Origin of the sequence: Ensifer sp. Root954, assembly GCF_001429005.1 — a bacterium.
GTDB classification, from domain to species: Bacteria; Pseudomonadota; Alphaproteobacteria; order Rhizobiales; family Rhizobiaceae; genus Ensifer; species Ensifer adhaerens.
The window spans coordinates 290,761-311,067 of record NZ_LMJM01000014.1 but is presented as its reverse complement, the minus strand read 5'-3'; the positions used below and the strand labels follow the sequence as shown (position 1 = coordinate 311,067).

Here is a 20,307-nt window from a genome sequence, read left to right as displayed (position 1 = left end):
TGCTTTGTCAGCAAACTGTCATATTAGCGGAATATCCGGATAAGATCGTATCCATCGGAGATTTCCGTGCAGTTCAAAGAGCTGTCCTACGCCAATGAGAACGACCGGCGCCTGAAGCGCTGGTTCATTCGCTCCATGGAAGGCCTGTCGGGCCGCAACCGCTATGCCAAGCTTTATACGCGCTGGCGGTCCGACATCGTCGGCAAGAGCGAGCGCGTCTTCGGGGAGATGTTGCAGCTCATCGATGTGACGCTGCAGACAAAAGGCGAGTGGCCGCCGCGGAACCTGCCCGATACGCCGATCGTCATCATTGCCAATCATCCTTTCGGCATCGGCGACGGCATCGCCGTGCTGGCGCTTGCCGAACAGCTCGGCCGTCCCTTCCGCGTCCTCATCAACAACGAACTGCTGAAGGTGCCGGAAATGGCGCCTTACTCGCTGCCGGTATCGTTCGAAGAGACGAAGGAGGCGCTAGCGGTCAACATGGCGACGCGCCATGAGGCGCTGCGACTGCTCAAGGAAGGCGTGACCATCGTCATCTTCCCGGCCGGCGGCGTGGCGACCGCGCCGAAGGGTTTCGGCCGGGCCGAGGACCTGCCGTGGAAGATCTTTCCGGCAAAGCTCATTCAGGCGGCGCGGGCGAGCGTGATCCCGATCTACTTCGAAGGACAGAACGGGCCGTTCTTCCATCTGGCGAGCAAGATTTCACTGACGCTGAGACTGTCGCTCTTGATCCGCGAATTCCGGCGTCTGTCGGGAACGACGATCGCGGCGCGCATCGGCGGCGTTCTCACGCCCGAAGATCTCGGTGCCTGTGGTGATCGCAAGGACCTTTTGGCGCGCATCTATGAAGCGGTCTTTTCCATGGCGCCGCCGCGTCGGCGGTTCATGCGACGGGCAGGCTGACGTTAGGTCAACTGCGTTCCGTCACGTCGAAGCTCAGTCCTGTGCTTCCGACACAACGCTCGCATTGGTGTTCGCATTGTTGCCGCCGCTGCTGAGCAGCACTTCCACGTCCATGTTGACGCCGGCCTTCACGGTGAAGTCGCGCTCGTAGATCTTGTCCTTGTAGCGCGCCACGGCGGAATAGCTGCCTTCGAGCAGAACCTGCGTCGGGAAGGCGCCGTTGGCTTCGCTCACCGTATCGCCGGCGGAGGTGAGGATCGTCCAGGCGGTGTTGGCGATCGCTTCGCCGCCCGGTTCCGAAACCAGCTTGAGCGTGAGCTTGGCGGCGCGGTGCTGCATGGTTGCTTCGGTCAGCTTGCCCGCTTCGACCTGGATGTCTGCCGCGGTCGAGGCGTTGGTCGTGCCGCCATAGCTGGAGGTCACGTGATAGGTTCCGGCACCCAGCCGGACCACCGTGTTCGGCTTGACGTCCTCGACAATGAGCGCCCGTTCGCCGTCGCTCTTGGTGTCGGCGGAATAGACGTCGAAGCTGAGTTCGGCCGGTGGGATGCGCACGTCGCTGCCGGAGACGGCATTGAGCTTCATGCCGCCGGCATCAAGCACCAGCACCTGCTTGTCGAGCGCACCTTGCTCCGGCACGCGGACCTTGCGCGTGGCCGAGGCGCGTCCGAAGGAGACATTGACGAAATATTCGCCCGGCACCAGATTGAACGCTGTCGAGCCGCCTTCCGACGTTGCGAGAAGCGGCAGCTTGCCGTCGCTTCCGGGGATCGGGCTGAACACACGCCAGGTGAGCCCAGCCTCCACTGGGCCGCCTTTTTCGGTCAGCAGCGCCTCGAGCTTGATATCCTTCAGCGTGCCGTCCGCCAGCGGATCCGATGTCATCGGGCTGAAGCCCGTCAGCTTCGGCATCTTGCGCGGGCCGGCGATCGAGGGGAAACTTTCAAACGCCTGGGTCGCATCCTCTGCGAACACATTTCCCGTAGCGGTGCCGGCGACAAGGATCGCAAGACCGGTCTGAAGGAAAATACGAGAGAGTGCACGCATGAGAACAGTTGACTTCCTGACTGAGTGACTCCACTTGGGACGCCGGTATGGCATTTTCGTGGCTGCCTGTGGGGCGGCAAATTAGTGGAATTCATCTGACATGAAAACCGAAATTAAGCTCGTCGACTACCTGACGTCCCGTCGCTCCATCCCCGCTTTCCAGATGGGAGGTCCCGGTCCCGGCAAGGCCGAGGTCGAGGAAATGCTGAAGCTTGCTTCGCGCGTGCCGGACCACGGCAAACTCGCGCCCTGGCGCTTCATCGTCTATCGCGGCGAGGAGAGGGTACGCATCAGCGCCAAGCTGAAGGCAATGGCGCTTGAGCTGAAGCCGGATCTGTCGGAAGAGATGATCAAGGTGGAGGAAACCCGCCTGTCGCGTGCGCCTGTGGTCGTTGCCGTCGTCAGCACCGCCGCGCCGCATTTCAAGATCCCGGAATGGGAACAGGTCATGTCCGCTGGTGCCGTCTGCCTCAACCTGCTGATGGCCGCCAACGCCCTCGGTTACGCATCCAACTGGCTGACCGAGTGGTATGCTTTCGACGAGCGCGCCTATCCGCTGCTGGGCGTGAAGCCGGGCGAGAAAATTGCCGGCTTCATCCATATCGGTACCGCCATGGTGCCACCGACGGAGCGGCCGCGGCCGGAGCTGGCCGAGATCGTCACCTGGGTTGGCGAGGAAGCCTGATGTTTTACGATACGACCTCGAACAGTCACGGTCTGCCGCATGATCCTTTCAAGGCGATTGTTTCGCCGCGGCCGATCGGTTGGATTGGCACGCGGTCGGCCGAGGGCGCGCTGAACCTCGCGCCCTATTCCTTCTTCAATGCCATCAGCGACCGGCCGAAGCTCGTGATGTTTTCATCGAGCGGCTATAAGGATTCGGTTCGCAACATCGAGGCAACCGGCGAGTTCACGGCGAGCTTCGCCAGCCGTGACCTGGCGGCCGCCATCAACAAGACGTCGATCCCGGCGCCGCATGGCGAGAGCGAATTCGAGATCGCCGGATTGACGCCGGTCGACGGCGCGCTGGTTGGGGCGCCGTTCGTCGGTGAAGCCTATGCCGCGCTCGAATGCCGGATGACCGAGATGTTCCAGCCCAAGGATCTGGATGGTGCATTGTCCGACAACTACGTCGTCATCGGCCAGGTCGTCGGCATCCACATTCGCGAAGACGCGATCCGCGATGGCCGTTTCGACATGGCGACGGTCAAGCCGCTCGCCCGCCTCGGCTACATGGACTATTGCGACGGCGGTGACGTCTTCCAGATGACCCGCCCGACGCGCTGACGGTTACCGCGCCGGCTGGGCGTCATACGCTGCCGGCGATGACTGCTTGCTCGGGCGAGCGGCAGACGACCGAAGCGAATCCGTCGTTCCTGCTTTGTGAAAGCGCCCAGCGTGTGGCTGCCGCATCGGCGGTGGGCGGCAGCACCTCATAGGCGCGGATGCCGGCCTCGTGGGCCCTTAGCACCACATTGGCGCGACCCGCGAGCACGGGCGCGGCCACGCCCTGATGCGCGGCACTCGCCGGCTCCTTGCAGCCGACTGCCTTTGCCAGCGCCGAGCCGTTGAAGATCAATCCTTCCAGTCGCTGCGAGCACCCCGCCAGTGTGTGCGGCGACAGCAGGCCTTCGGGTGCTGCGCCGTATTCGGCGTAAATCCGGGTGCGATTGGCTGGAAGGCCAATCCTTGCTTCGGCAACCCGCAGCATCACGTCGAGCTTCTGTATGTCCGCGCGGCCGCGGCATCCGGTAAGCACGACGCCATCGATGCCGCTATCAAGCAGCCAGTGTACGTCGTCTTCATGGAGCAGCCCGACCGGTTCCACACAGGCGAGCAGCGCGAGATCGCGTCCTTCCATCCGGGCGAGGCCAAGACGCGTTTCGCGGCCGAGGCCGGCAGTCAGGATCAGCCCAGCCAATGTGTTGAGAACGCTCACGTCCAGGCTAAGCGCGTCGTCGTCCGCAAACAGCAGCGGCCTTATGGTTTGGAGGCGGTTAACAGACATGGTGAACCAATCTTAAACCTTTGCTCGCTAGGCTCAGAACATCGGTGGCATTGGCGTGGTCTAGTGGGGCGTAGGTGATCATACAAGCATTTCTTCGCTGGGTGGAAACGGCGAGAACAGGCGAACGCATTCGCGCCGCCAGCGCGCTCGGCCGCGCCTATGTCGATGCGCAACTGAATGGCCTCGATCGTCGCGCCGCCGAGATGGCGATGACCTTTCTGCTGGACGATCCGTCGCCCAAAGTTCGCCTTGCCTTGGCCGAAGTCCTTTGCGGTTGCTCTTCCGTGCCGCGCGCCATCATTCTTGGTCTTGCAGGGGACCAGCCTGAAATTGCCTATCTCGTCGTTTCGCATTCTCCCGTCCTGACCGACGACGACCTGGTCGACCTCGCGGCTCGGGGAACGCTGGAGACCCGCGCGCTGATCGCGGCGCGCAGTTTCGTTTCGCGCGGGGTCGCCGCTGCGATCGCCGAAATCGGCGACGAAGACGAAATGCTGATCCTGCTCGAAAACCCCGGCGCTCTTCTGTCGCGCCGTTCGCTGAAGCGCATTGCCGAGCGTCTTGGCCATTCGGCTTCGGTTCGTGACCTGCTTCTTGCGCGCGACGACCTGCCGAGTGCCGCCCGCCACGCGCTTGTCGAAGAAGTCGGTGCAGCACTTGCCGCCTTCGGCCTCGTACAGGTGACGATTGGAGAAGGTCGCGTGCAGCGGGTCACCCGTGAAGCCTGCGATATCGCTGCCGTCGGCATGGTTGGAACGACAGCCGTCGAGGAGCTGCCGGACCTCGTCACGCATCTGCGCGAGACCGGCCGCCTGACGCCCGCCTTCCTGCTGCATGCGCTCGTGACCGGCCGTGCAGAGTTTTTCTCGGCCGCAATCGTCGACCTCTCCGGCGTCAGCGAAAAACGCGTGCGCTCCATCCTGTCCGGTGGGCGCGTCCACTCGATCCGTGCCCTGTTCGAAAGCGCCGGGCTCGGCCGCGACGTCAGCGAGACGTTTGCGACAGCGGTCCTCCTGTGGCGTCAGGACGGGCCGGGTTCAATCGGCGGCCACGCGACGGTCTCGGCCGAACTGCTCGTGCGCCTGCGACGTGGACGGGCAACATCGCCGACCGACGCAGCGATGATCGATTTGCTCGAGCGCCTGGCATTCGCCGAGGAGCGCCAGTCGGCCCGTGACTACGCGGAACTTGCTGCACGCCAGGCCGCCTGATCGCGACCCGTTTTAGCGAGGAATGGACCCATGAACGCGAGGACCGCGACCGTTGCCGTGACCGGAATCGGCGGTTTTGTCGGACGGCACGTCGCGCTCGCCTTGCTGCGCGAAGGTTATCCTGTGCACGGCACGGTTCGCGCGCTCGGGCGCGCCGAGGAGATCGAGCGATCCATTCGCGCGGCCGGTGGTACGGATGCCGCGCGTCTGACGTTTGGAGAGGCGGATCTCCTGAAGGAGCGGGGCTGGGCTGAGGCCTTTGCCGAGGTTTCTTACGTCGCCCACATCGCCTCGCCATTTCCGGCTCGCTTGCCTGCCAATGAAGATGACCTGATCGGGCCGGCCCGTGACGGCACGCTGCGTGTGCTCAGGGCAGCCCATGCGGCCGGTGCCAAACGCGTCGTGCTCACGTCGTCGGTCGCCGCGGTCATCTACGGGGCAGGGCGCGCGCCGTTTACGGAGGACGATTGGACCGATCCGCAGTCATCGCTTGCGACACCCTACTACCGCTCCAAGACCTTCGCCGAACGCGCGGCCTGGGACTATGCGGCTGACAGCGGCCTGGAGCTTGTGGTCATCAATCCCGGAATGGTCCTCGGGCGGTTCTTGGCCATGAGATCGGCACATCCGTCGCCGTGGTGCGAAACCTGCTCAAGGGGAACTATCCCGCCTTGCCGAAGTTCGCCGTGCCGGTTGTCGACGTCCGCGACGTGGCGGATGCGCATGTGCAGGCCTTAAGCGTCGCCGCAGCGGCAGGCGAGCGTTTCCTGATTGCGGGAGAGGCGCTTTCCCTTGCGGATATCACGGCCATCCTCCGGCGCAGGTTCCCTGAACATGCGGGCAGGCTTCCGAGGTTCGTGCTGCCCAATTGGCTGGCAGGGCTTGCCGCCCCCTTCGATGCGGGCCTGCGCCTCATCGTGCGCGAACTCGGGCATGACCCCCGCATTTCCAACGAAAAGGCGCGCCGTGTTCTCGGGGGCAGCCGCGCTCTGCCGAAGAGGCCGTCGTGGTCTCGGCGAACAGCCTGATTTCGGCCGGCCTCGTCTGAGGCGTGCTTGGCGCGTCAGTCGGTAAAGCGGCGCGCGACCCAGGAATAGCCATCTTCGACATAGCGCACCGGCTTCGTGACGATGGTCTTCAGCTTCTCCCGATCGGGGATGGCGCCCGACAGGAGAGCCAGCGTGCGTTTCGGCAATCCTTGCTCGGGTTCCGGCTCCGCTGCCGGAACGGGCAGCGCCTGGTTCTGCTGGGCGCCGGGTGGCGGCGCGGGGATTTCGGCGACGCTGGGCGCCGAGCTCTCGCATACCGCAACGACGACCGGATAGTTCGCATTGGAAAACCTCGGCAGTTGCGCGTTCGAAGCCGTGTCGCACTGCGCGATCGATGGCCAGCTGCCGTTGACCGTCGAGATGTACTGGCATTGGCTGACGTCGTGGTCGCAGCCGAGAATGGTCATGACTATCAGCGCCGCTTGCATCGCATTCCCATCGTCTTTGCAGGTTGTGGTGGATCAACCTATGCCTGCATGATTCTCCTCGAAATAGGGCGATGTTGCCGGCAGCGCGGAACAAATTGTTTCAGCCTGTTAGGCGGATTGATGGTGAGGCACGCGAGCCTGCGCCATTTGACGTATTGGTCCGGCCGACGTGCAGCGGTAGCTTGGCGCAAAACCACGCCTGAATGAAAAGGACGACTCGATTGCCTGCCGTAATCATAGCCCAGGAGACGCCGCGCCAAGCTGAAGTTCTGCGTCTCCTGGAACTCTCCGACGCCCACGCCGCCTCGCTCTACCCCGCCGAGAGCAATCACATGGTCGATCTGTCGAGCCTGGAAAAGCCGGAGACATCGTTCTTCGTCGCACGGCGTGACGGCGATATCGTCGGCTGCTGCGCTCTGGTCGATGCCGGTGACGGGACGGCGGAAATCAAGCGCATGTTCGTCGATCCCGGGGCGAGGGGGCTGAGGGTCGGCAAGTTGTTGCTGCAGGCGCTGGAGTCGCGCGCGGCGCAACTCGGACTGGTGGCAATCCGCCTCGAAACAGGCATCTATCAGCCCGAAGCGATCGGCCTTTACAAGGCGGCCGGCTACGTCGAGCGCCCGCCGTTCGGGGAGTATCAGCCGGATCCGCTGAGCCTCTTCATGGAGAAGCCCGTTCACGTTGCGTAAGCTCGAGCAGCCTTCAAACCCTGAATACAGAAACGGCGGCCTGTGAGCCGCCGTTTCTGTATGGATTATTGTGATCCTGCTTGCCGGCAAAAAGCCGGCTCAGATGTCCAGGTTGTCCGCAAAGACAGCGCGCTCCTGGATGAAGCGGAAGCGGGCATCCGCCTTCGTGCCCATCAGGTTGTCGACCGCTTCGCGCGTGCCCTCGAAATCGACATCGTCGATCTCGACCTTGAGCAGCGTGCGGAACTTCGGATCCATCGTCGTTTCCTTGAGCTGCGCCGGCAGCATCTCGCCGAGACCTTTGAAGCGGCCGATCTCGACCTTGCCGCGACCGGCAAACTCGGTGCGCATCAGCTCCTCGCGGTGCGCGTCGTCGCGGGCATAGAGCGTCCTTGCGCCCTGGCTGATGCGATAGAGCGGCGGCACGGCGAGATAGAGGTGACCGCCGCGGATCAGTTCGGGCATCTCCTGATAGAAGAAGGTGATCAGCAGCGAGGCGATATGTGCGCCGTCGACGTCGGCGTCGGTCATGACGACGATGCGCTCGTAGCGCAGATCCTCTTCCCGGTACTTGCTGCGGGTGCCGCAGCCAAGCGCCTGGATGAGGTCGGCAATCTGCTGGTTGGCGCCGAGCTTTTCGCGACCGGCGCTCGCCACGTTGAGGATCTTGCCGCGCAAGGGCAGGATCGCCTGGTTGGCGCGGTTGCGCGCCTGCTTCGCCGAGCCGCCTGCTGAGTCCCCTTCGACGATGAAGAGTTCGGCGCCTTCAGCGGTGTTCTGCGAGCAGTCGGCAAGCTTGCCTGGCAGGCGCAGCTTGCGCACGGCCGTCTTGCGGTTGACTTCCTTTTCCTTGCGCCGGCGCACGCGCTCCTCGGCGCGCTCGACCACCCAGTCGAGCAGCTTGTCGGCCTCGGCCGGATTGTCGGTAAGGTAGTGGTCGAAGGGGTCACGCAGCGCATTTTCGACGATGCGTTGTGCTTCGACGGTCGCTAGTTTGTCCTTGGTCTGGCCGACGAATTCCGGTTCGCGGATGAACACCGACAGCATTCCGGCGGCCGAGATCATCACGTCATCCGTGGTGATGAGCGCTGCACGCTTGTTCTGCTTCAGCTCGGCATAGTTCTTCAGTCCCTTGGTCAGCGCGATGCGGAAGCCCGCCTCGTGCGTACCGCCCTCAGGCGTCGGAATCGTGTTGCAGTAGGAATGAACCTGCTGGTCGCCGCCATACCAAGTGACCGCCCATTCGAGTGAACCGTGACCGTTGGCCTTCTCCGATTTGCCGGCAAAGATCTCGCGGGTAACGGTGAATTCCTTGCCGAGCGTCGCCGCCAGATAGTCCTTCAGGCCGCCAGGGAAGTGAAAGACGGCCTTGTCCGGGATCTCCGAACCTTCCTGCAGCAATGACGGATCGCAGGACCAGCGGATCTCGACGCCACCGAAGAGATAGGCTTTCGAGCGCGCCATGCGGAAAAGCCGGCCGGGCTCGAAATGCGCGTGCGGTCCGAAAATATCCGGGTCCGGATGGAAGCGGACGCGCGTGCCGCGGCGATTGTGCACGTCGCCGAGTTCCTCGAGCCCGCCCTGCGGAATGCCTCGGGAGAAGCGCTGGCGATAGAGCTTGCGATTGCGGGCGACCTCGACTTCGAGCGCGTCGGAGAGCGCGTTGACGACGGAAACGCCGACGCCGTGCAGACCGCCCGAGGTCTCGTAGGCCTTGCCATCGAACTTGCCGCCGGCATGGAGCACCGTCATGACGACTTCGAGCGTCGACTTGCCGGGGAATTTCGGATGGTTTTCGACCGGGATGCCGCGGCCGTTGTCGGTGACCGTCAGGAACCCGTCCGCGTCGAGATGGACCTCGATGAAGTTCGCATGGCCGGCGACCGCTTCGTCCATCGAGTTGTCGATGACTTCGGCAAAGAGATGGTGGAGCGCCTTCTCGTCGGTGCCGCCGATATACATGCCCGGACGACGACGGACCGGCTCAAGGCCCTCGAGCACCTCGATCGCCGACGCATCGTAATCGCTGCCATCGCTGCCTTTCGGGGCAGGGCGCGGCTCTTCGCGCGCGATGGGGGCTGCAGCCACGGCCGGCTTGGCGCTCGGCTGTACGGCCTTCGGTTGCTCGGGCATTGAGAAGAGGTCGCTGTTGTCGTCCATGGGGCCGTTCGGATCGTTCCTGTCGTTCGGGAATGCCAGAGGCCATAGCAAGCCCCAGGCTCTGCCGCCATCCCCCGGCGGTCGAATCACCTGAATTCTGCCAGACTCTCACAGGATACGCGAACAAAAGGAGAATTTCTGGCGCCGGCCGCCGATGATTTTTCGCACGAACGGCCGTGTTTCGGGCCAAGTGTTGCTTTGCGGTGCGGCCAATGGCAAGGCTTGCGGCGAAAGAGGGAGCCCGTCATTTGGCCGTGTCCACAGTTGTTTTTCCGTTTCGTGCCTGCCTGTTCGCCCTGGCCTTGGCAATTGCCGCCTCGCCGGCAGAGGCGCAGACGCTCAAGCCCTACAAGGACGATCTGTTCTCCTATGCCAAGGTGCTTGGCCAGGAGGATGGCGGTGACGATCTGACGATCGACTACCAGGAACTGCGGGATATCAACGAACGCGACGAAATCCCCGAACGCCGGGTGAAGCGCGCCTATGTGTCGCTTGGCGTGAAGAACGAGCAGGCCAATGAAACGCTCGATATCGGTGGCCGCGCGCTCGACGTGACCCGTGTCGGCCCCGATCGCGGCGCCGGCTTCTCGGTCATCTTCATCCATGGCCGCGGCGGCGACCGTCGGCTCGGTGCCAACGACTTTTCCTTCGGTGGAAACTTCAACCGGCTGAAGAACCTCGCCGTCGCAAATGGCGGCGTCTATTACGCCCCGAGCGTCCGGTCCTTCGATACGGCAGGTGCCGCCGATATCGCCGGCCTGGTTCGATACGCGTCCGAACGTTCCGGAGGCCGTCCGGTCGTGCTCGCCTGCGCCTCGATGGGAAGCTTCATCTGCTGGGGTGTCTCTCGCGACGCCTCCGCCGTCGCAGCACTCTCCGGCATGATGGTCATGGGCGGCGTCAGTGATCCGGACTTCACGAAAAGTGCCGCCTACAAGGCGAAGCTGCCGATGTTCTTCAGCCATGGAAGCCGTGACAGCGTCTATCCCGCCGAAGGCCAGAAGGCGCTCTATCGCTCTCTCAAGGCCAAGGGCTATCCGACGCGCTTCGTGCTTTTCGAAACCGGCTCGCACGGAACGCCAGTGCGCATGACCGACTGGCGCGATGCGCTGAACTGGATCGGCAGCCGCTAATGCATGTCGCGCAAAAGTGTGCAGCGGTTTTGCGGCAGCGACATGCATCAAAACAAGAGCCTAAGGCCTAGCGTGTGAATCTTCGTTCACGCGACAGGCGATAGGCGTCGCCCTGCTGCTGTGGATTTGTTAACCAGCCCGCCAATTTGCGAGCGAAACCAAGGCCTACGTTTCCACTCTGGAAAGTTGAAGTCGTGATGATACCGGCAACTATGGCTGGGATGGACTTCATGGACGCGCGAACCGAGACACGGCACATTCCGCTGTGTGTGGATCTTGACGGCACTTTGCTGGCCGCCGACACCCTGTGGGAAGGGGCGGCGATCATCCTGCTGCGCAATCCGCTGATGCTGTTTCCGATGCTGGTCTGGCTGGCAAAAGGTAAGGCACGCCTGAAGCACGAAGTGGCCCTTAGATCCGGCCGCCGTGCGGAAGACTGGCCTTATCGGCAGGCCGTCATCGACCGGCTCATGGAGGAAAAGAAGAGCGGGCGAGAACTCGTGCTCGTCACCGGCGCAGCACCGTCCGTCGCAAAAGACATTGCCGCCCATGTCGGCATGTTCTCCTCGGTCATGCATTCGACCGACGCGCTCAACCTGACGAGCAGCAACAAGCGCCGGGCGCTGGTAGAGCGGTACGGCGACGGCGCCTTCGACTACATGGGCAACAGCCGTGACGATATCGCCGTCTTTGAGGTGGCACGCCGCGCGATCGTGGTCTCGCCCGATGCGGCCGCGGAAAAATGGCGTCGCACCCATGATGCCGAACGGCTCGATACCGGCAAGGTCAGCGTGCTTGCGCCGCTGAAGTCGATCCGCGTGCATCAATGGGCGAAAAACGTGCTCATCGGCGTGCCGATGATCCTCAACCACGAGGTGCTGCATTTCGATGCGATCGTCAGCGTCATCATCGCCTTCTTTGCCTTCAGCTTCCTCGCATCCGCCGTCTACGTCATCAACGATCTCTCGGACCTTGCCAACGATCGCCGCCATGCGAAGAAACGTTACCGGCCGCTCGCGAGCGGCCAGATGTCCGTGCCGACAGCGCTGGTGCTTGCAGGCTGCCTCATCATCGCGTCCGTGGCGCTGACCCTTCTGTTGCCCTGGAAGTTTGCCGGGGTGCTCGCCTTCTACGCCTGCGCGACGACGGCCTATACCTTCGTGCTGAAGCGCAAGCTGCTCGTCGACGTGTTCACGCTCGCCGGCCTCTACACCACACGCATCGTCGCTGGTGCGGCCGCGACCGGCACGGAACTGTCCTTCTGGCTGGTGTCCTTTGCGATCTTCTTCTTCCTGAGCCTCGCGCTGGTGAAGCGTTACGTCGAGCTGCACGAATTCGAGGACAAGGACGGTGGCAACGTGCCGGGGCGTGGCTATCTCGCTGTCGACTTCGAGATGGTCGGCCAGGCCGGCGTTGCCTCCGCCTTCACCTCGGCCCTGGTTCTGGCGCTCTACGTGCACAGCAAGGAACTGCAGGAGATGTACACCACGCCCTGGGCGTTGTGGCCACTCTGCCCGCTGGTGCTCTATATGTTGCTGCGCATCTGGATGCTTGCACGCCGCGGCATGCTGCATGAGGATCCGGTCGTCTTCATCATGCGCGACTGGCGCAGCCAACTGACCATGCTGATCGGCGCGCTGCTGATCCTATTTGGAGCCATCGGGCCGCAATGACCCTGCAAGACCATGAAAGCTGGGGCCGCATCGACAATCGCGTGCGGCCTGGAATTTCGCCTGACGACTATGAAGACCGGCTCGGCAGCCTTGAGGCCGAAGGCTATCTGCCTTTCGGCAACGGACGCAGCTACGGCGACAGCTGCCACAACGATCGCGGTACGCTGATCGAAAGCAACCTTCACGGCCGAATACTCGCCTTCGATCCCGGCACCGGCATGATGACCTGCGAGGCGGGGGTGACGCTGCGCCAGGTGCTGGAACGGGCGATCGAGTATCGCTTCTTCCTGCCGGTGACGCCTGGCACGGCGTTTGTCACCGTCGGCGGCGCGGTCGCCAACGACGTGCACGGCAAGAACCATCACGCGCGCGGCACCTTCGGCAATCACGTGACGCGTTTCACGCTGCTGCGCTCGACCGGCGAACGGCTGGCCTGCTCGCCGGTCGAAAACCCGGAACTCTACGCCGCGACCATCGGCGGCATGGGTCTGACCGGGCTGATTCTCACCGTGGATATCCGGTTGATGAAGGTGCCGTCGCCGCATGTGCAGCAGCACGCGATCCGTTTCGAAAACCTGGACCAATATTTTGCCCTCGTCGACGGCGTCGATGCCGAGCATGAATACTCCGTCGCCTGGATCGACCAGCTCGCAAAGGGATCTCGAATGGGCAGGGGGGTGCTGCTCGCCGGTGATCATGCCGATGGTTCCTGCGAACTGCCCGACATCCCCAAGGGATTAAAGCTGTCCGTGCCGTTTTCGCCGCCGTTCAACCTCCTCAACCAGGCAACGCTCAAAGGCTTCAACGAGTATTACTTCCGGAAGGTGAAGCCGGGCGAGACGGTGACGACCGTTCCCTGGACGTCCTATTTCTATCCGCTGGATGCGATCGGCGCCTGGAACCGGCTCTATGGCCCGCGCGGGCTCTACCAGCATCAGAGCGTCTATCCCGCGGAAAACGCACCGGAGATCACGGCCAAGCTCATGGAAACCGCCCGCCAGGCCGGCCATGCGTCGTTTCTGACGATCCTGAAGCGTTTCGGCGACATCGGCTCCCGGGGCATCCTGTCCTTCCCGCGTCCCGGTTTTACTTTGACGCTGGACTTCGCCAATCAAGGTGAACGGACAGTAAAGCTGCTCGATGCGCTCGATCGCATCGTAATCGAGGCCGGCGGTGCGATCAATCCGTACAAGGATGCCCGCATGAGCCCGCAAGTCTTTGAAAAATCTTTTCCTTTCTGGAGAAAGATCGAAACGTTGCGCGACCCTGCGCTGGTTTCGAACTTCTGGAAACGCACGGCTCTGGCTTTGCCAGAATGAGAATGCAGACAATTTTATTCAATTAAATGCGCAAACTTCACGGAATATCCGTCTCTTGCCCGTAAGTAGAGTTTCGGGACTGGGAGTAAAACTATGAAATATATTCCATTCATTCTCTTTACCGTGCTCACCAACGCCGCCGCTCAGCTGATGCTGAAGCAGGGCATGATGACGCTCGGACCGATTTCGATGACTGCCGAAACCGCGATCGTCCGGCTGTTTCAGATCGTCTTCAACCCATGGGTCTTTGCCGGTCTTGCGACCTTCGTCATCTCGATGGCGTCGCATCTTTATGTGCTGTCGAAGGTCGAGCTTTCCTTTGCCTATCCGTTCCTGAGCCTCGCTTACGTTCTCGTTGCTGTCTTCGCCTATTTCGTCTTTCGCGAAGACCTCAATGCCTGGCGTATCGCCGGCATCGCGCTGATCTGCGCCGGAACCGTTCTTATCGCCCAGTCGGGCATCTCATCCAGCGCCGACGAGAAAACGGCTGATGCCGCCGGGGTGAGCACCGCAGAATTCGGGAGCAAGTCATGAAACACATCATCTTTGGTGGCGACGGCTTCGTTGGCCGTCATTTGGCGGAACGCCTCGTCAAGGAAGGCGAGGACGTCGTTGTCGCCGATATCGTCAAGTCCGACCTGCCGCACTACGGCCGCGTCCGCTTCGTCCATTGCGACGTCACCGATCTGGAAGCCGTCCAAAAGGTCGGCATCGGCGCCGACGACATGATCTACAACATGGCGGCGAAGATGCTGTCACCGTTGCAGGTCCGCGCCAAGCGCTGGGAGTTCTTCTGGCCCGTCAATTATTACGGTGCCGAAAACATCATGAAGGCGATGGATGCCGCCGACGCATCACGCCTGGTGCAGTTCACCACCGACATGATCTATGGCCACACCGTCCAGTCGCCGCAAACCGAGACCCATCCGGCAAAGCCGCTCGGCGAATATGGCAAGTCGAAATGGGCAACCGAGCAGCTGGCCATGCAGTGGCGCAAGCAGGGCATGAACATTTCGATCTTCCGCCCGCGCCTGATCATCGGTCCCGGCCGTCTCGGCATCCTCGAGAAATTGTTCAAGCTGATCGACCTGAACCTGCCGGTGCCGATGATCGGCTCGGGCAAGGTGCCCTACCAGTTCATCTCGGTCTTCGATTGCGCCGAAGCTGCGCGCCTTGCCTGGAAGGGCGGCGTGCCGAACGAAGCCTACAACCTCGGCTCCGACAATCCGCCGTCCGTGCGCGACCTGCTCGGCAACCTGATCAAGCATGCCGGCTCGAAGTCGTTCCTGCTGCCGACGCCGGCCTTAGCGGTCAAGCAGACGCTGGCTTTCTTCGACCTGATCAACAAGCCGATCATGGACCCGGAACAGTACCTGATCGCCGACGAAATGTGCGTGCGCGAAACCGGCAAGCTGAAGCGCGAGCTTGGCTGGCGCGCGGAATACAACGATGGCGACATGCTGATTGCCGCCTATGACGAATATCGGGCCAAGAAGATGGGCGCCGCAGTTCCTGCAGCTGCCGCCGTGCCGGCCGAATGAGGGGAAAGATCATGCTGGACAGACCGAACCGTATCGCCGTTGCCGCGCCGTCGCTCGACGGTGGCGTCGCCAAGCCCGATCTCATCACCGTCGAACAGGCGAAAGCCATGTCGATCGGCGACATCACCTCCGCGTTCAAGGAACACCTGAACCCGGGCCAGCTCCACTTCATGAAGCTGCTCGGTTTCCACAAGGTGAAGATCGAGAGCGCCGAGGGTATGTTCTACACCGACCAGAATGGCCGCCAGATCCTCGATTTCTTCGGCGGATTCGGCTCGCTCGCCTTCGGCCACAACCATCCGCGCATTCTGGGAGCCCGACAGAAATTCCAGGACGAAAAGCGCCACGAGATCGCGATCGCCTTCATGTCGCAATATGCGGCGGCGCTGGCGAAGAACATCGCGGCCTGCTCACCGGGTGATCTCGACATGGTGTTCCTCGGCTCTTCCGGTTCGGAGGCCATGGAGGCTGCCGTCAAGCTTGCCGAACGTGCCGCCGGCCTGAAGCGGCCGAAGGTCGTCTATGCGGAGAATTCCTTCCACGGCAAGACCAAGGGCGTGCTCGCCATCACCGATGGCCAGCTTTACCGCGCCGACTTCAAGATCACGGACAACACAGTGCGCGTGCCCTTTGCCGATATCGACGCGGTGGAGAATGCCTTCAAGTCCGACCCGGAAATCGGCGTCATCGTGCTCGAAACCATTCAGGGCGGCGGCGGCATCATCCAGGCACCGGCGGAGTACTGGCAGAAGCTGCGTGCGCTCTGCGACAAATACGGCGTGCTCTGGGTCGCCGACGAAGTGCAGTGCGGCTATGGCCGCTCCGGCCGCTTCTATGCCTTCGAGCATTACGGCGTCGTGCCTGACGTGACGGCGCTCGCCAAGTCGCTCGGCGCCGGCAAGGCCGCCGTCGGCGCGATGATTGCCCGCCGTGAGGTCTACATGAAGGCTTACGGCACGCCGAAGACCGCCATGATCCATGCGATGGCCACGTTCGGCGGCATGGGCGAGGCCTGCGTCACGGCGATTGAAGGCATCAATGTGCTTTACGACGAGCACCTGATCGACCGCGCCGCCGACAGCGGCGACTATCTGCTCGAGCGTCTGCAGGCGCTGAAAGAGAAGTATCCGAAGATCATCAAGGACGTCCGCGGCAAGGGCTTGATGGTCGGCCTGGAATTCCAGGACTTCAGCCAGACGCTGCCTATGGTGCTGCGTCCTGTTGTCTCGATGCTCGACGACAAGCTCAAAGGCTCGCTCTCCGGCTTCATCGGCGCGCTGCTCCTGCGTGACTACGACGTGCTGGTGGCCTTCACCGAATACAATCGCAACGTCATCCGGCTCGAACCGCCGCTGATCTGCGAGCGCGCTCATGTCGACCAGTTCATCGCCGCCCTCGACGACCTGCTCGGCCGCGGCATCGTGCGGATCGTCAAGGATTTCGTCGGCAGCCAGATCGGTTGATCGAGAAGCCTATCGACTTGCAAAGGGCAGGGGCGTTCAGCGCCTCTGCCCTTTGATGTTCATGTCGAACTCGACGACGTTGGAATAGATCGGCGTGCCGACATCCATGCCGTAGGGTGATCGGTGGATATTGCCGCGGATGTTGAAGGCGATCGAGCCGCGGTTCCAGTCAAGCAGCGTTACCGAGAAGCGCTCCTTTCGCGACGTGCCGCGCGCCGTCAGCGTTCCCTCGACCGCGGCCGTGTCCGGTCCGGTCTGTTTCACGGTCGTCGAATGGAATGTGACGGTGCTGAAGTTTGCGGTATCGAAGACGGCGCTCGACTTCAGGAAGTCCTCGATCCGCTTTTCTCCGGTTTTCACGCTCTCCGGGTAAAGCGTGAATTCGACCGTCGAATGGCCGACATCATTTCGGTCGATGCGGAAATTGCCGGAAAACTTGGCGAAATCGCCGACAATGCCGCCGCCGCCCGCTTGCGCAACGGTGAAATGGATACGCGAAGCCGGCGTGATCCCGTAGTTGCCGGCAGCATCGGCAAGGTCCGGCGCGGCTGCCGTGGCGGGCGACGGAATGCTCCCGAGCGCCAGCAGCAGCGTGAAGGCAATGGCCTTTGTTGGTGATTGCGAGTGCAGTGTCATGGTTTCTTCCTTCCGGCGATAACCGGATCCGAACCAGCCGCTTGGGAGGAAGCGCGTTGGCGTGATCCGGTCTGAAGCATGCGGACGAGGACGTCGTCGCGGCGTGCGAAGTGATGGTAGAGGGCGGCCAGGACGTGAAGCGCGACGAAGCAGAGCAGGAGATAGGCGAGCGTCATATGGACGAGCGTCCAGAGGTCTTCGGCCGCTTCCGATTTCGCCATCGGCAGGTGGGGGATGACGATCCAGTTGAAATAGAAGCTCGGTATGTTCAGCGTCGATGTCGAGGCCACCGCCCAGCCGGCAAGCGGAACGGCGAGCGCGAGGAGGATGAGCACCACATGGGTGGCGCTGGCTGCACGGCGCTCGAGCGCGTTGAGGCCGGCCGGCGGACGCGGACGAACCTCGACCAGGTGCCAGAGCGCGCGGATTGTCGCCAGACCGAGTGCGGTGAAACCGAGCGACTTGTGCCATTGGTAAAGCGAAAACTGCAGCGCCGGATCGACGGGCGTTCGCCGCATGATGAAGCCGAGGCCGAGTAGGGTGAGGATCAATGCCGCAATCGCCCAGTGAAGGACGATGGTGATCCACCCAAAACCGGCTTTGTCGTTGCGCAGCATGTTCGACCCCATGGTCGCTCGCCCGGCCGCTATTGGCTCGGCGACTGCGGTAAGACTCATGAGTTCGTGCTTTTATTCGCCTAGAATACCATAAAATTGCACTGAGATCTTGTTGATCTCGGCAAGCTATGGTCCATTTGCTGGTGGAGGGGACACGGAGGGGTTGTTCCTGGGAGCATGTGGACTGGCGTACATGACAAAGAAGAAAACGACACCAATGAACCCGCACGAGCGGGAAGCCTACGAACACGGCCGCGCGGGCATCCGGCTTGGAACCGAAGGCAACTATGGCGAAGCGGTCGACGCCTGGCGTCTGGCATCCAACATAGCCGATGTCCACCTCGCTTTTACGGACATGTATTATTGGGTCAAGAGCGGCTACGGCGCCGCCCTTTGCGATGCCGGGCACCATCGGGAGAGCATTGCCGTCTCCCTGCTTGCCCGTGAGTGGACGCTCGCGCGGCGCCAGCCGCTTTCGTCGCTTTCGATCGCGCGCGCTTATCTGGCGCTCGGCGAAGGCGAGGCGGCAGCACCCTATCTCCGCGAGGTTCACGCCCTGATCGGCGACGCGATCTTCGAGCAGTTCGACGAGGATGCTGAAGCCGACGTTCACGCGGCGATCGCCGGCTTGGAGAACGGGGGCAATCAGCCGACGGCCGGCCGCCCGAAGTGAAGGCGGGCGTATAGCCTAGTAACAGCGGTGCCGGAATCTGGCGAGATACCGGCAGTTCTGACTTTGGCGTTTTCTCGCCATGATTTCATTTTATCCGCCGATTGCCCCTTTAACGGGTGATTCGAGGTCCGCCGTTCTGGTTCGGGCCCTTTTTTAACATTTTGATTTTTCTAAGGAGTTTCCCATGAGTGAAACCGTATTGCCATCAGATGCCGAAATTACCCTTCGGCGCATATCAGCCTTGACCGTCTGCGACGTCTGCGAACTCAGCGAGACGCTGAGCGACGAACAGCGCAACATGGTGGCGGACAACGGCACCTCGATCGCCGAGGCGCATTTTTCCGAGAATGCCTGGTTCCGTGCGGTCTATGCCGATGAGACGCTCATTGGCTTCATCATGCTGCACGAAGGATCCGACTGGGATGACGGCATCGATTGCCCGGGTGTCTATCTCTGGCGCTTCATGATCGCCCGACCTTTCCAGGGCAAAGGGTATGGCAAGCAGGCGATTGCCCTTGTCTTGCGCGATCTGAAGGCGCGGGGCCTGCATGAACTCTACACGAGTTACGGACAGGGCCCTGGCAGCCCCGAGGGCTTTTACCAAGGCCTCGGCTTCAAGCCGACGGGCGAGTACTATGATGACGAGCTTGAGGCTGTGCTGAAATTCTAAGGGCGCCGGGATACGGGGAAAAACCTCCCGTGTCTCTCCCAGATGTTCAAGAGTTGGAACATGAGTATAGATCTTCACGAGGCCAATCGCCTCTCGTGGAATGCCGCGACCGTCGCGCACAACAGTCACAAGGGCGACCAGGCCGCTTTCTTCCGCGCCGGCGGCTCCACGCTCTATCCGGAAGAGATCGAGTTGCTGGGCGATATCGCTGGTCTCGACGTCCTCCATCTGCAATGCAATTCCGGCCAGGATAGCCTGAGCCTGGCGCGGCGCGGCGCGAACGTGACCGGCGTCGATATCTCGGACGAGGCGATCGCCTTTGCCACAGGGCTTTCGGCGGAAAGCGGCATCGCAGCCGCCTTCGAGCGGTCCGACCTGTTCGGCTGGTTCGACGACGCCCGCAAGGCCGGCCGCCGGTTCGATCGCGTCTTTGCTTCCTATGGTACCATTTGCTGGCTATCGGACCTCGGTGTCTGGGCGCGTGGCATTGCCGATGTGCTGAAGCCCGGCGGGCGTTTCGCCTTCGTTGAATTCCATCCCTTTGCGATGGTTTTCGATCAGGGCTGGAAGCCACACTACGACTACGCGCCCAAAGACCCGGTCGCGGAAGCGGGCGTCGGTGACTATGTCGCCGACTCGGGCGCAGGCCTTGCCCATGGAGGCTATCAGGAGGGCGTGGTGGGATTCACCAATCCGCACCCGTCCTTCGAGTTCAACTGGGGTATCGCCGATGTTGTGCAGGCACTGATCGACGCCGGGCTCCGGATGGAAGTCCTGAAGGAATACCCCTATGCCAACGGCTGGGTGGCGTTTGAAGGCATGCGCGACCTTGGCGGCGGGCGCATGGCGCCGCCGGCGACCATGCCGAGCCTGCCGCTGATGTATGCGATTGTGGCCGCAAAGGTCGGATCGACGGCGGAATATCGCGAGAAGGCAGGGCGTCCTTCGTCATGATGCTGGCGACGCGCAACGCCTGACGGCGGGGCAGGGCAACCGGCCCCGCGGCCCATGAATAATCGCCGGTGGTGCTTTTATTTGCCGGCTGCATTTGCTAGGCCGCTTCCGGAGAAAAGTACCCGGAGGA

General features: G+C 62.3%; 22 protein-coding genes. 15 read left to right on the top strand and 7 right to left on the bottom strand.

Going from position 1 to position 20,307, the window contains the following annotated elements:
- The first annotated feature begins 66 nt into the window (after positions 1–66).
- A complete protein-coding gene (locus ASE71_RS08765) occupies positions 67–906 on the top strand; it encodes a lysophospholipid acyltransferase family protein (protein ID WP_060516850.1) in 840 nt (279 codons plus the stop codon).
- A gap of 33 nt (positions 907–939) precedes the next feature.
- Here the strand turns inward: ASE71_RS08765 and ASE71_RS08760 are convergent, their stop codons facing one another.
- Positions 940–1,953 carry a hypothetical protein gene (locus ASE71_RS08760; RefSeq protein ID WP_060516851.1) on the bottom strand — a complete coding sequence of 338 codons (1,014 nt, stop codon included), beginning with the start codon at positions 1,951–1,953 and terminating at the stop codon, positions 940–942.
- A gap of 100 nt (positions 1,954–2,053) precedes the next feature.
- On the opposite strand from ASE71_RS08760, the gene ASE71_RS08755 reads away from it, so the two are divergent.
- Positions 2,054–2,638, top strand: coding sequence for a nitroreductase (locus ASE71_RS08755; RefSeq protein ID WP_034795936.1), 585 nt, complete (start codon positions 2,054–2,056; stop codon positions 2,636–2,638).
- The gene (locus ASE71_RS08750) at positions 2,638–3,240 is read left to right on the top strand and encodes a flavin reductase family protein (RefSeq protein WP_034795932.1); all 603 of its coding nucleotides are present in this window, start codon (positions 2,638–2,640) and stop codon (positions 3,238–3,240) included. The genes ASE71_RS08755 and ASE71_RS08750 overlap by 1 nt, the downstream gene beginning before the upstream one ends.
- A gap of 22 nt (positions 3,241–3,262) precedes the next feature.
- Here the strand turns inward: ASE71_RS08750 and ASE71_RS08745 are convergent, their stop codons facing one another.
- Positions 3,263–3,961, bottom strand: coding sequence for a hypothetical protein (locus ASE71_RS08745; RefSeq protein WP_060516857.1), 699 nt, complete (start codon positions 3,959–3,961; stop codon positions 3,263–3,265).
- A 74-nt stretch (positions 3,962–4,035) separates the two neighbouring features.
- On the opposite strand from ASE71_RS08745, the gene ASE71_RS08740 reads away from it, so the two are divergent.
- Together ASE71_RS08740 and ASE71_RS08735 are read left to right on the top strand one after the other, a co-directional pair.
- Entirely contained in the window at positions 4,036–5,172 is a 1,137-nt protein-coding gene (locus ASE71_RS08740) for a DUF2336 domain-containing protein (RefSeq protein ID WP_060516859.1), read from the top strand.
- A 30-nt stretch (positions 5,173–5,202) separates the two neighbouring features.
- Positions 5,203–5,910, top strand: coding sequence for an NAD-dependent epimerase/dehydratase family protein (locus tag ASE71_RS08735; protein ID WP_244496859.1), 708 nt, complete (start codon positions 5,203–5,205; stop codon positions 5,908–5,910).
- On the opposite strand, the gene ASE71_RS36870 is transcribed toward ASE71_RS08735, so the two are convergent.
- Positions 5,907–6,107: a hypothetical protein gene (locus ASE71_RS36870; protein WP_244496858.1), complete on the bottom strand. Its 201-nt coding sequence runs from the start codon at positions 6,105–6,107 to the stop codon at positions 5,907–5,909. The two genes, ASE71_RS08735 and ASE71_RS36870, sit on opposite strands and share 4 nt — an antisense overlap.
- Positions 6,108–6,235: 128 nt before the next feature.
- Positions 6,236–6,649, bottom strand: a complete 414-nt coding sequence (locus ASE71_RS08730; protein ID WP_060516861.1) for a hypothetical protein — start codon at positions 6,647–6,649, stop codon at positions 6,236–6,238.
- 221 nt (positions 6,650–6,870) lie between these two features.
- On the opposite strand from ASE71_RS08730, the gene ASE71_RS08725 reads away from it, so the two are divergent.
- A complete protein-coding gene (locus tag ASE71_RS08725) occupies positions 6,871–7,338 on the top strand; it encodes a GNAT family N-acetyltransferase (RefSeq protein ID WP_060516863.1) in 468 nt (155 codons plus the stop codon).
- Between the two features lie 99 nt (positions 7,339–7,437).
- Here ASE71_RS08725 and parE read toward each other — a convergent pair whose 3' ends face one another.
- Complete coding sequence (parE, locus tag ASE71_RS08720) at positions 7,438–9,498, bottom strand: DNA topoisomerase IV subunit B (RefSeq protein WP_034795915.1); 2,061 nt, start codon at positions 9,496–9,498, stop codon at positions 7,438–7,440.
- A gap of 212 nt (positions 9,499–9,710) precedes the next feature.
- On the opposite strand from parE, the gene ASE71_RS08715 reads away from it, so the two are divergent.
- The 6 genes from ASE71_RS08715 to ASE71_RS08690 all read left to right on the top strand — a co-directional run bounded on the left by ASE71_RS08715 (position 9,711) and on the right by ASE71_RS08690 (position 16,627).
- Positions 9,711–10,631, top strand: coding sequence for an alpha/beta hydrolase (locus tag ASE71_RS08715; protein ID WP_060539244.1), 921 nt, complete (start codon positions 9,711–9,713; stop codon positions 10,629–10,631).
- A 230-nt stretch (positions 10,632–10,861) separates the two neighbouring features.
- Positions 10,862–12,304: a UbiA family prenyltransferase gene (locus ASE71_RS08710; RefSeq protein ID WP_060517386.1), complete on the top strand. Its 1,443-nt coding sequence runs from the start codon at positions 10,862–10,864 to the stop codon at positions 12,302–12,304.
- A complete protein-coding gene (locus tag ASE71_RS08705) occupies positions 12,301–13,623 on the top strand; it encodes an FAD-binding oxidoreductase (protein WP_060516867.1) in 1,323 nt (440 codons plus the stop codon). Before ASE71_RS08710 ends, ASE71_RS08705 begins: the two co-directional genes overlap by 4 nt.
- Positions 13,624–13,716: 93 nt before the next feature.
- Positions 13,717–14,157 carry an EamA family transporter gene (locus ASE71_RS08700; protein ID WP_060516869.1) on the top strand — a complete coding sequence of 147 codons (441 nt, stop codon included), beginning with the start codon at positions 13,717–13,719 and terminating at the stop codon, positions 14,155–14,157.
- Positions 14,154–15,164, top strand: a complete 1,011-nt coding sequence (locus ASE71_RS08695; protein ID WP_060516871.1) for an NAD-dependent epimerase/dehydratase family protein — start codon at positions 14,154–14,156, stop codon at positions 15,162–15,164. Before ASE71_RS08700 ends, ASE71_RS08695 begins: the two co-directional genes overlap by 4 nt.
- 11 nt (positions 15,165–15,175) lie before the next feature.
- The gene (locus ASE71_RS08690; RefSeq protein ID WP_060516873.1) at positions 15,176–16,627 is read left to right on the top strand and encodes an aspartate aminotransferase family protein; all 1,452 of its coding nucleotides are present in this window, start codon (positions 15,176–15,178) and stop codon (positions 16,625–16,627) included.
- A gap of 36 nt (positions 16,628–16,663) precedes the next feature.
- Here the strand turns inward: ASE71_RS08690 and ASE71_RS08685 are convergent, their stop codons facing one another.
- Both ASE71_RS08685 and ASE71_RS08680 read right to left on the bottom strand, forming a co-directional pair.
- Entirely contained in the window at positions 16,664–17,263 is a 600-nt protein-coding gene (locus ASE71_RS08685) for a YceI family protein (protein WP_060516885.1), read from the bottom strand.
- Positions 17,260–17,880, bottom strand: a complete 621-nt coding sequence (locus ASE71_RS08680; protein ID WP_060517388.1) for a cytochrome b — start codon at positions 17,878–17,880, stop codon at positions 17,260–17,262. The genes ASE71_RS08685 and ASE71_RS08680 overlap by 4 nt, the downstream gene beginning before the upstream one ends.
- A gap of 193 nt (positions 17,881–18,073) precedes the next feature.
- On the opposite strand from ASE71_RS08680, the gene ASE71_RS08675 reads away from it, so the two are divergent.
- The 3 genes from ASE71_RS08675 (at position 18,074) to ASE71_RS08665 (ending at position 20,177) form a co-directional block, all read left to right on the top strand.
- The gene (locus ASE71_RS08675) at positions 18,074–18,553 is read left to right on the top strand and encodes a hypothetical protein (protein ID WP_060539243.1); all 480 of its coding nucleotides are present in this window, start codon (positions 18,074–18,076) and stop codon (positions 18,551–18,553) included.
- A gap of 184 nt (positions 18,554–18,737) precedes the next feature.
- Complete coding sequence (locus ASE71_RS08670; protein WP_060516887.1) at positions 18,738–19,223, top strand: GNAT family N-acetyltransferase; 486 nt, start codon at positions 18,738–18,740, stop codon at positions 19,221–19,223.
- Positions 19,224–19,283: 60 nt separating this feature from the next.
- A complete protein-coding gene (locus ASE71_RS08665) occupies positions 19,284–20,177 on the top strand; it encodes a class I SAM-dependent methyltransferase (RefSeq protein WP_060517390.1) in 894 nt (297 codons plus the stop codon).
- The last annotated feature ends 130 nt before the right edge of the window (positions 20,178–20,307 follow it).

Coding starts and splice junctions, on each gene's coding strand:
- ASE71_RS08750 (WP_034795932.1), top strand. CDS start 2,638: ATGTTTTACGATACGACCTCGAACAGTCACGGTCTGCCGCATGATCCT.
- ASE71_RS08745 (WP_060516857.1), bottom strand. CDS start 3,961: ATGTCTGTTAACCGCCTCCAAACCATAAGGCCGCTGCTGTTTGCGGAC.
- ASE71_RS08760 (WP_060516851.1), bottom strand. CDS start 1,953: ATGCGTGCACTCTCTCGTATTTTCCTTCAGACCGGTCTTGCGATCCTT.
- ASE71_RS08680 (WP_060517388.1), bottom strand. CDS start 17,880: ATGCTGCGCAACGACAAAGCCGGTTTTGGGTGGATCACCATCGTCCTT.
- ASE71_RS08685 (WP_060516885.1), bottom strand. CDS start 17,263: ATGACACTGCACTCGCAATCACCAACAAAGGCCATTGCCTTCACGCTG.
- ASE71_RS08665 (WP_060517390.1), top strand. CDS start 19,284: ATGAGTATAGATCTTCACGAGGCCAATCGCCTCTCGTGGAATGCCGCG.
- ASE71_RS08695 (WP_060516871.1), top strand. CDS start 14,154: ATGAAACACATCATCTTTGGTGGCGACGGCTTCGTTGGCCGTCATTTG.
- ASE71_RS08715 (WP_060539244.1), top strand. CDS start 9,711: ATGGCAAGGCTTGCGGCGAAAGAGGGAGCCCGTCATTTGGCCGTGTCC.
- ASE71_RS08755 (WP_034795936.1), top strand. CDS start 2,054: ATGAAAACCGAAATTAAGCTCGTCGACTACCTGACGTCCCGTCGCTCC.
- ASE71_RS08670 (WP_060516887.1), top strand. CDS start 18,738: ATGAGTGAAACCGTATTGCCATCAGATGCCGAAATTACCCTTCGGCGC.
- ASE71_RS08730 (WP_060516861.1), bottom strand. CDS start 6,649: ATGCAAGCGGCGCTGATAGTCATGACCATTCTCGGCTGCGACCACGAC.
- ASE71_RS36870 (WP_244496858.1), bottom strand. CDS start 6,107: ATGCCCGAGTTCGCGCACGATGAGGCGCAGGCCCGCATCGAAGGGGGC.
- ASE71_RS08690 (WP_060516873.1), top strand. CDS start 15,176: ATGCTGGACAGACCGAACCGTATCGCCGTTGCCGCGCCGTCGCTCGAC.
- parE (WP_034795915.1), bottom strand. CDS start 9,498: ATGGACGACAACAGCGACCTCTTCTCAATGCCCGAGCAACCGAAGGCC.
- ASE71_RS08700 (WP_060516869.1), top strand. CDS start 13,717: ATGAAATATATTCCATTCATTCTCTTTACCGTGCTCACCAACGCCGCC.
- ASE71_RS08735 (WP_244496859.1), top strand. CDS start 5,203: ATGAACGCGAGGACCGCGACCGTTGCCGTGACCGGAATCGGCGGTTTT.
- ASE71_RS08675 (WP_060539243.1), top strand. CDS start 18,074: ATGACAAAGAAGAAAACGACACCAATGAACCCGCACGAGCGGGAAGCC.
- ASE71_RS08705 (WP_060516867.1), top strand. CDS start 12,301: ATGACCCTGCAAGACCATGAAAGCTGGGGCCGCATCGACAATCGCGTG.
- ASE71_RS08710 (WP_060517386.1), top strand. CDS start 10,862: ATGGACGCGCGAACCGAGACACGGCACATTCCGCTGTGTGTGGATCTT.